The following is an 8,067-nucleotide window of genomic DNA, read 5'->3' on the forward strand; positions in this document are numbered from 1 at the left end:
GATGTCACGGATAGAGGGAAGTTCGGCAACGGATTTTTTAACGGATTTAACGGATATAAAAGTTTGAACAGGAATTACTTACGCATTAAGCTAAAGAAACCGGGTTTTTTACCTAATTTGCAGGGTAGAATCTGTGTATTTTGGTTAAAAAACCCGGTTTATGATTGCCAGTGAATAAGTTCTATTTATTCTAGCCAGGGACGTGTCATTAGTTCTAGTTGGTTGACTTCATCTTGGCTTAAAGTCCAGCCTAGGGCGCCTGCGTTTTCTTCGGCTTGTCTGGCGGTTTTGGCGCCGGGAATTGGGATGACTCCGTTTTGGGCTATCAACCAGTTTAGGGCAACTTGGGCTGGCGTGCGATCGCGCTTTCTGCCCATTTTCCGCAGGGTTGACATGACTAATTCGATTTTATCGATGCCAGCTTTGCTGAAGCGGGAGTCCATTTTGCGAGCTCCTGTAGGTTGTTCTTGGGCGGTGTATTTGCCTGTCAGCAATCCTTGGGCTAAGGGGCTGTATGCTAAAATTGTTACTCCCAATTCGCGGGCTGCACGCACAATTCCTTGTTTTTCTACTTGGCGCGACAGCAATGAGTACCGAACTTGATTTGTTGCGAGGGGAACGCCTCGGGCTGCTAATATTTTGTGGGCTTCGCGCATCTGTTCTTCGGAATAGTTGCTGACTCCTACTGCTTGAATTCTGCCTTGTTTTACTTCATCTGCTAAGGCGTTCATCAAGGTTTCTTGACTCAGCAAAAAAGTGAATGGCCAGTGCACTTGGTAGAGGGTTATTTGTTCTACTTGCAAGCGTTTTAAGCTGGCACTTAAGGCTTCGGAAACTGATTTTCCTGTAATCCGCCAAGGTACGGGGCCGAATTTGGTGGCTATTTGCACGGGTTGGCTGGTTTTTTTGATAAACTGCCCCAGCAATTTTTCTGATAAGCCGTTACCGTAGACTTCGGCTGTGTCGAAAAAGTTGACTCCCGCGTCTAGGGATGTTTTGAATGCTGTTTCTACTTCGGCGGCGCCGTAGTTGCTGCCGTAATTCCAAAATAGTTTGTCGCCCCACGCCCAAGTTCCGACGCACAGGGGAATGACGGCTGGGCCTTTTTGTCCTAGGGTAATGGTTGTCACGGTTGGTAAATCCACAATTCTTTATTGTCTATTATTTTTATATAAAAAGACGGAATTGAGCTTCTAGCTGGAGGAGGAAAGGCGGCTGGTGGCTGCGATCTCAGTTACTATAAATCCTGATGCTCTGTTTATTTGAATAGTTATGTCGATCGACCGTTTGCCAAATTCTAGATTAACAGATGCTACCACCGCTGCCCAAAAGCGGGTTAATTTGCTGACTATGTTCCGGCTGGGTTTGTTTCAGATGGGGCTGGGCATGATGTCGATTTTGACCCTGGGAGTGCTCAATCGCGTGATGATTAAGGAGTTGGCGATTCCGGCTACTGTGGTGGCTGGTACCCTGGCTATGCACCAGTTTGTCGCCCCGGCTAGGGTGTGGTTCGGGCAGATGTCTGATGCTAAGCCTTTGTTTGGGCATCACCGCACGGGTTACGTGTGGGTAGGAAGCGTTTTATTTGTGATTTCGGCTTTTTTGGCGGTGCAGGTAATGTGGCGCTTGGGCGCTAGTTTGGAGGCTGTGGGGTGGACGACTCCTACTTACGGTTGGGTGGGTTTGTTGGGTTTGGTTTTTGCTGTTTACGGGATTGCGATTTGTTCGAGCTCGACTCCTTTTGCGGCTTTGTTGGTGGATGTTTCGGATGAGGAGGATCGATCGAAGTTGGTGGGTGTGGTATGGTCGATGCTGATGGTTGGTATAATTATCGGGGCGATTGTCAGCAGCGGTTTGCTGAAGCAGATTGATGGGGATGTGCCCCGGGAAGTTTTGCAGGCTTCGATTAATGGTTTGTTTGTGAAAGTGCCGGCGGTGGTTTTGCTGTTGGTGGGGATTGCGACTTTTGGGGTTGAGAAAAAGTATTCGCGTTACAAAGCTCGATCGCTCGCAGTGAATCGAGAAGATAAAATTACTCTGGGAAGTGCGCTGCGAATTTTGACTGCTAGCCGCCAAACCGGTTTGTTTTTCACTTTCCTGCTGGTGATGACGATTTGTTTGTTTATGCAGGATGCGGTTTTGGAACCTTACGGCGGGGAAATTTTTAAGATGCCGATTTCCGAAAGTACGCAGTTGAATGCTATTTACGGTACTGGTGTGCTCATCGGTTTGAGTGTAACTGGTTTTTTAATTGTACCCCGCATCGGCAAGCAAAATACGATTAGATTGGGTTGTTTGTCGGTGGCTGCTTGTTTTGGTTTGATTATTTTATCGGGATTTACTGGTAATCCAATTGTGTTTAAGTCGGCTTTGATGTGTTTCGGGTTAGCTTCGGGGATTACGACGACGGGCGCGCTGAGTTTGATGTTGGATTTGACGGCTGCGGAAACTGCGGGGACTTTTATTGGCGCTTGGGGTTTGTCGCAGGCGATGGCGCGGGGTGTGGCGACGGTTAGCGGTGGTGCTATTTTGGATTTTGGCAGGAGTTTGTTTGGGGTGCCGATGTTGGCTTATGGGTTGGTTTTTGCTGTGCCGGCGGTGGGTATGATTCTGGCTGTTTGGCTGTTGGGTAGGGTGGATGTTGCGGAGTTTCAGGATAATGCTAAAAGTGCGATCGCAACTATTCTGGAAAATGACTTAGACTAAGGTTTAGTCAGTAGTCAGTAGTCAGTAGTCATTAGTCAGTAGTCAATAGTCAGTAGTCATTAGCATTTTGTAGGGGCGGGTTTAGCTAAGGATATATGATACAAATGACTAAAAAAAGGGCAAAACCCGCCCTCTCAGTCATTAGTCATTAGTCATTAGTTATTAGTCAATATTCATTGGGAATTGGGAATTGGAGAATTCTCTCCCCATCTCCCTTAGTTGTTAGTTGTTAGTCAAATGAAAGATTTTTGGAATTCAATTTTAACTTTTTCTCAGACTACTGTCAATACAGTTGGACAGCAGTTTTTGAAAGATTTCGGTTCTGCACAAGCGGATGAGAAAGATGATGGCAGTTTGGTTACGCAGTCTGACAATTGGGCGGATGCGGAGATTAAAAATGCGATCGCACTTGCTTTCCCCAGTCACGGGATTTTGAGCGAAGAAGGAGAACACGTTTTACCTGATACTGAATGGTGTTGGGTTGTCGATCCTCTCGATGCTACCACTAATTTTGCTCGGGGAATTCCGATTTGGGGGATTTCTTTGGGTTTATTGTATCGCGGAACTCCGGTTTTTGGCTGCGTGCATTTGCCGCTGCTGAATCAAACTTTTCACGGTTTTTATGCAGAGGATTTCGGGGACAATGATATATTGACAAATATGCCTCAAGGTGCGTTTTTAAACGATCGCCCGATTCGCCCGAGTGCTGATAAAATGAGCGGAAATCATATTTTTAATTTGTGTTCCCGGAGTGTGGGCATCGGGGCTCATCTTCCGAGTAAAATTCGGATGTTCGGTATGGCTAGTTACAATTTTTTAACTGTGGCTTCGGGTGTGGCTATGGGAGGAGTAGAAGCGACTCCGAAAATTTGGGATATTGCTGGGAGTTGGGTAATTGTGAAGGCTGCTGGTGCGGTTTGGCTGCCGCTGGAGGCGCAGGCGATTTTTCCGCTGGAAGTGGGGAAGAATTATGAGAGGGTTTCTTATCCGACTTTGGTGATGAATCGGCAGGAGTTGGTATCGGTGTTTTTGCCGTTTGTTGAGGCTTGGAAAAAGAAAAAGTTGGGCTGATATTAATGTCGCCTCGAACCAAATAGGTTTGTAGTGAGGACTTTAGTCCGCAAGAAAGAAGGACTGAAGTCCTCACTACGAACCTATTACAAACCTATGTTATCGTAGTGGAGCGATCGCACAAATCGCACAATTATCAAATAAAACTGCATGGCAGGTGTGACGGAGGAGTCTCCCACCCCTGCCGTGCGGTTTTTGTCAAATATAACCGACCGATGACCGATGGTTAAATTATGCTTGCTCTGGTCTGTGGCTGCCAATGTGCGATCGGGTGGTTTTCTTTTAGGTCGATCGGGTGATGCGGTGCTGGTAAAATTTGTGGTAGTTTTTCAACGAGCTATTTTTTGTATAAAATAAATTTTCAATAGTCGATCGACCTAATCAGCATAGCACAATTCTCGCATCCGACTTGCTGACAGCGGCAGTCCCAATTCTATCAGCGTTTCCAAATACTCATCCGGCGTTTTTGGCGGATTCTTGAGCCTGATTCTTTGTTTTTCCGCTGCTTTGCATACACCTTGCCAGTTGAAGTTGAGCAAGCGCAGCATAAATTCATCTGGGTGCAGCGGTTCAATATTATATTGTCTGAGTTTGTCAGCAGGAAAATCTCTGAGATTGAAAGTAACGATAAAATCTGCGTGAGAATGAATTGCTGCTGCTAAAACATGGCGATCGCCCGGATCGGGAAGTTCCAAATCTTGTATAATTGTCTCATAGCCTTGTACCAAGCAATTTTTAACATTTGCATTCATCAAATTTTTGGTTCGGACAAGCTGTTCTGGCGCGATATCCGAACGGTTGAGAAGTACATTTCTCATCCACTCGCTGTGAATTTCTTCTGTCCAACGGGCCTTAACTATTTTGTTAACTGCCAACTGTACAAAGAAGTCGCGCAACGCTGCGGAATATAAGATGTTAGCATCATAAACAACAGTAAAAATTGTCATGTTTTAATCGTACAAACCTAGTGCTTCTGATTCAGCAACAAGCTCATCCATTATTTTCATACTTTCTTCGTAACTATGCTGGCTGTACTTCATGACATCTTCGTAACCTATCCGGCGATAGCCGCGTACCATTTTGTGAGGAATTTCGCCATCATCTAGTAACTTCCACACATACTCGCGGTCAACATTCAATATTGTAGCAACCTGCCAGATATCTAGTTCCTGGGTAAGCGGAATCAGCTTAACAGTATTGCCACTACTTGTCTGTTGCAAAATCGCTAACAGCAGGGGTAATGCGGCGGCTGGGATATCAATTGTCTTGCCCTCTTTTTCATCTAATATCAATTTGAGGGATTCGCCAGACGGATGATTTTCTAAGTGCGATTCTAAAGCGCGGCTACTGGTTTTGGCAACCGCTGCTTCTGCGGCTGTCGGTAAAACAGGTGCTGAATTTGGATCTCCGGTGAATGTCATGTTAATTTGGGGGTGAGTATAACAGGCAATCAACTATGATTGTAGCAATTTTAGGACTCGATCGCCCAAATCAAGCAAGGAGGTTAACCTGTGGCATACAGTGACTTTACAACTTTAGCTAAAGTTAGAGAATCTTTTAATTTAACCGTAGAAGAACCTTTAGATTTGTTTGGCGATATCCCGGAGGTACAGCCAAGTTCCTATTTGCAAACTACTTTAACTGAAAACCTGTCTTTAGCTACTGCAATTAATACCGAAAAGGCTCGCGCTGAGTTAATTATTGCCCCAATATTATTGGAAGTCAGGCGGCAATTTAATTTTCAAGTTGGTTTTTTCTCGGGTTCAGAATTCAATGTAGATGTAGAAGCAGGTTTGAATGGCTATTGCGATTATATTCTCACCGCATCGAAGGATTCCTATGAAATTCGCGCCCCCGTCATTACTCTCACAGAGGCTAAGAATGAAAGTATTAAATCGGGTTTAGGCCAGTGTATTGCCGAAATGGTAGCCGCCCAATTATTTAATCAGCGCAGCGGAGAGCAAATTGCTAGTATTTATGGGGCTGTGACTACGGGTACTGATTGGAAGTTTCTTAAGTTGAGTAACAGTACAATTTATATTGACAAGCGAGACTTTTTTATTAATGAAATTAGTCGAATTTTGGGGATTTTAACAATGCCGTTTCAAGGGTTTTATTCTATGAATCGCACTTAATGCAGCCTGCCAAATAACAGATACCAGGATTGGGACACAACAATATTGTGTCCCTACTACCAAATGAATCTATCGCCTCACGCGATTAATTTCGACAGCACATTAGACAACTTAGCGCCGAGATTCTCAATAGACTCCTGCTGTTTGGGATCTTTCATCGTACCGTCAGCATTAAATGCTTGAAAAGCTTGAGAAATTGCTTTCTGATCTGGGAGTACGAACACGTTAATATTACCCAAGATCGATCGCAAATGTATCAATCCCCGCAAACCGCCAAGTCCGCCAGGGGAAGCGCTCATAATTACCGCTACTTTGTCAGTAAATGCCACCAATCCCGGTTCACCAGTGACTGGGCGCGATACCCAGTCGATCGCATTTTTCAACACAGCCGTAATCGAACTATTATACTCCGGGGAAGCAATCAAAAACCCGTCATGAGCTACCATCAATTCCTTTAACTTCCGGGCATTTTCTGGGATTCCCTCTTTGGCTTCCAAATCTTCGTCAAATAGCGGCAGCGGTAAATCGTGCAAATCTAGATAAGTAACTTCGGCGCCCGCCGCCATTGCGCCCGCCGCCGCAACTTTTACCAGCAGTTTGTTGTAGGATGCTTCGCGGGTACTTCCGGCAAATGCCAGTATTTTTGGTCTGTTTGTCATTGACTTTTCCCGATAATTGCTTGCGAGTAAAATTGTACTATTCCGAGTGCTGCCAAACAAAGTCAGCCATGGGTTTGTCTGCGGACAAAGGAGTATCTGCGGGCGAACTGAATAAAACGGATCGCACTTTTACATTTCCGACTCCCAAACGCCTCTCGACGCGGCTGGGAATGCCGTAACCGTAAACAATATGCCCTTTCCCCGCCAACACTACAACTTGATAGTCGGGGTGTGATTTGACAAATTCAGCTATTTTTTCGGCCATAGTTTCATCCCACAAAACTTGAGCTTGCAAAAATCTTTCAAAGGCTGTACTATTTCCCTGGGCTGATTTTTGGTGTTGTTGATAAACTTCGAGCAGCATTTGTCGGTATTCGGCGTTGTCGGTGCGAATTTCCGAAATTGGCGGAATGTGCTGTTTGTCCTCTGCTGTGAGGCTTTCTAGACCTTGAGTGGCAACTTTTCTCGTGACTTCTGACGGGGTATTTAAGGCGAGGACTGGTAGTTGTTTTAATGCGGCAAACCGCAAAATCGGGGCGTAATATTCCCAGGGAAATCGCCATCTGCGATCGTACTCTGTTTGCTCGACTAATTGCTCTTCTGTGATTTTACCAGCTAAGTAGTTGTCGATCGCACTTTGGAACGGACGCTGAAACATCTCCATCGCGATCGCAATTTTCGGATTTTGCCGCTGCATTTCTCGGATTATCGCCCGTTGAGCCTGGTGGTCTTCGATGCTATCATGGGTTTCTCCCAGATACACGATTTTCGCCTTCACCAACTGTTGCAGAATGTCTTGGTTAGTATAAGTCTGCTGCGGTTGAGGATTCGCCATTGGTTGCGCTGTCGCGACACTGCTACACAGCAGGAAAATGCTCAGCGATAAAGCGCACAGTTTGATGAGTTTGGTTGTTTTCATATAAATATTATGCCTGTTTCTCGCAGCAGCAGGCACAGCCAGACTCTACTATTTTAGCTGAGCAGCTAGAAAGCTCGATGCTTCATTTAATTTCATAATTATCCGCAGTTACTGCTACAAATGTAAAGTTTAGTTGCAGGTGCTTGCGCTTCTACAAAAAGGTGCTACATTAATAATATGAAGCAAACAAAAAGCTTCTCCGACAGATACAACATCTAAATATCACAGCGAAGTTCACAAGAGAATCAAAGGAGTAAAACGCTGTTTAATCTCACATCTGTCTCATTAAAAACCAATAGCAGCACCCACCAACAAAGCTGATACTTCCTCAACTAATTAGAGGGGAGCAATGCAAGTGAATCCGAGGATTATTGCAACTCCGCATCGAAGTTGAAAAAAGAGGGAATCACTCGGTACATATGGCTGGGTGCTGTTATTGTTAAAGTTGTTAAAACAGAATTTTCGACACTAATTTCTTCGGTTGTATCATAGATTTTTAGCTCTTTCTCTTTCTAAGAGGGCGGGTTTTGAACTAATCTCTTCGGTTGTCTCATAGATTTTTAGCTAAACCCGCCCC

Annotated in this window: 9 protein-coding genes; 3 read left to right on the top strand and 6 right to left on the bottom strand. The window is 45.0% G+C overall.

Features of this window, described 5'->3' with window-relative positions; translation table 11 throughout:
• Window positions 1-185: 185 nt before the first annotated feature.
• Window positions 186-1,130, bottom strand: coding sequence for an aldo/keto reductase (locus tag QUB68_RS07395; protein WP_332990831.1), 945 nt, complete (start codon window positions 1,128-1,130; stop codon window positions 186-188).
• Window positions 1,131-1,272: 142 nt separating this feature from the next.
• Between QUB68_RS07395 and QUB68_RS07400 the strand changes: the two genes are divergently transcribed.
• Both QUB68_RS07400 and QUB68_RS07405 read left to right on the top strand, forming a co-directional pair.
• The gene (locus QUB68_RS07400; protein WP_332990832.1) at window positions 1,273-2,706 is read left to right on the top strand and encodes a BCD family MFS transporter; all 1,434 of its coding nucleotides are present in this window, start codon (window positions 1,273-1,275) and stop codon (window positions 2,704-2,706) included.
• Between the two features lie 237 nt (window positions 2,707-2,943).
• Window positions 2,944-3,777 (top strand): inositol monophosphatase family protein, encoded by an 834-nt coding sequence (locus QUB68_RS07405; RefSeq protein WP_332990834.1) that lies wholly within the window; start codon window positions 2,944-2,946, stop codon window positions 3,775-3,777.
• An 86-nt stretch (window positions 3,778-3,863) separates the two neighbouring features.
• On the opposite strand, the gene QUB68_RS07410 is transcribed toward QUB68_RS07405, so the two are convergent.
• The 3 genes from QUB68_RS07410 to QUB68_RS07420 form a co-directional block, all read right to left on the bottom strand.
• Window positions 3,864-4,037: a hypothetical protein gene (locus QUB68_RS07410; RefSeq protein WP_332990836.1), complete on the bottom strand. Its 174-nt coding sequence runs from the start codon at window positions 4,035-4,037 to the stop codon at window positions 3,864-3,866.
• Window positions 4,038-4,154: 117 nt separating this feature from the next.
• A complete protein-coding gene (locus tag QUB68_RS07415) occupies window positions 4,155-4,724 on the bottom strand; it encodes a PIN domain-containing protein (protein WP_332990837.1) in 570 nt (189 codons plus the stop codon).
• Window positions 4,725-4,727: 3 nt separating this feature from the next.
• Window positions 4,728-5,198 carry an excisionase family DNA-binding protein gene (locus QUB68_RS07420; protein ID WP_332990839.1) on the bottom strand — a complete coding sequence of 157 codons (471 nt, stop codon included), beginning with the start codon at window positions 5,196-5,198 and terminating at the stop codon, window positions 4,728-4,730.
• Window positions 5,199-5,288: 90 nt separating this feature from the next.
• On the opposite strand from QUB68_RS07420, the gene QUB68_RS07425 reads away from it, so the two are divergent.
• On the top strand, window positions 5,289-5,912 hold the full coding sequence (locus QUB68_RS07425; RefSeq protein WP_332990841.1) for a hypothetical protein: 624 nt from the start codon (window positions 5,289-5,291) through the stop codon (window positions 5,910-5,912).
• Between the two features lie 77 nt (window positions 5,913-5,989).
• Here the strand turns inward: QUB68_RS07425 and QUB68_RS07430 are convergent, their stop codons facing one another.
• On the bottom strand, window positions 5,990-6,571 hold the full coding sequence (locus tag QUB68_RS07430) for an NADPH-dependent FMN reductase (protein WP_332990843.1): 582 nt from the start codon (window positions 6,569-6,571) through the stop codon (window positions 5,990-5,992).
• A 37-nt stretch (window positions 6,572-6,608) separates the two neighbouring features.
• Complete coding sequence (locus QUB68_RS07435) at window positions 6,609-7,490, bottom strand: ChaN family lipoprotein (protein WP_332990845.1); 882 nt, start codon at window positions 7,488-7,490, stop codon at window positions 6,609-6,611.
• Window positions 7,491-8,067 lie beyond the last annotated feature (577 nt).

This window comes from Microcoleus sp. A006_D1 (assembly GCF_036702805.1).
Classification (GTDB): domain Bacteria; phylum Cyanobacteriota; class Cyanobacteriia; order Cyanobacteriales; family Microcoleaceae; genus Microcoleus.

What these genes read in the sequence shown, in the direction of transcription:
- QUB68_RS07400 (WP_332990832.1), top strand. Translation starts at nt 1,273, where the DNA reads ATGTCGATCGACCGTTTGCCAAATTCTAGATTAACAGATGCTACCACC.
- QUB68_RS07405 (WP_332990834.1), top strand. Translation starts at nt 2,944, where the DNA reads ATGAAAGATTTTTGGAATTCAATTTTAACTTTTTCTCAGACTACTGTC.
- QUB68_RS07415 (WP_332990837.1), bottom strand. Translation starts at nt 4,724, where the DNA reads ATGACAATTTTTACTGTTGTTTATGATGCTAACATCTTATATTCCGCA.
- QUB68_RS07420 (WP_332990839.1), bottom strand. Translation starts at nt 5,198, where the DNA reads ATGACATTCACCGGAGATCCAAATTCAGCACCTGTTTTACCGACAGCC.
- QUB68_RS07430 (WP_332990843.1), bottom strand. Translation starts at nt 6,571, where the DNA reads ATGACAAACAGACCAAAAATACTGGCATTTGCCGGAAGTACCCGCGAA.
- QUB68_RS07435 (WP_332990845.1), bottom strand. Translation starts at nt 7,490, where the DNA reads ATGAAAACAACCAAACTCATCAAACTGTGCGCTTTATCGCTGAGCATT.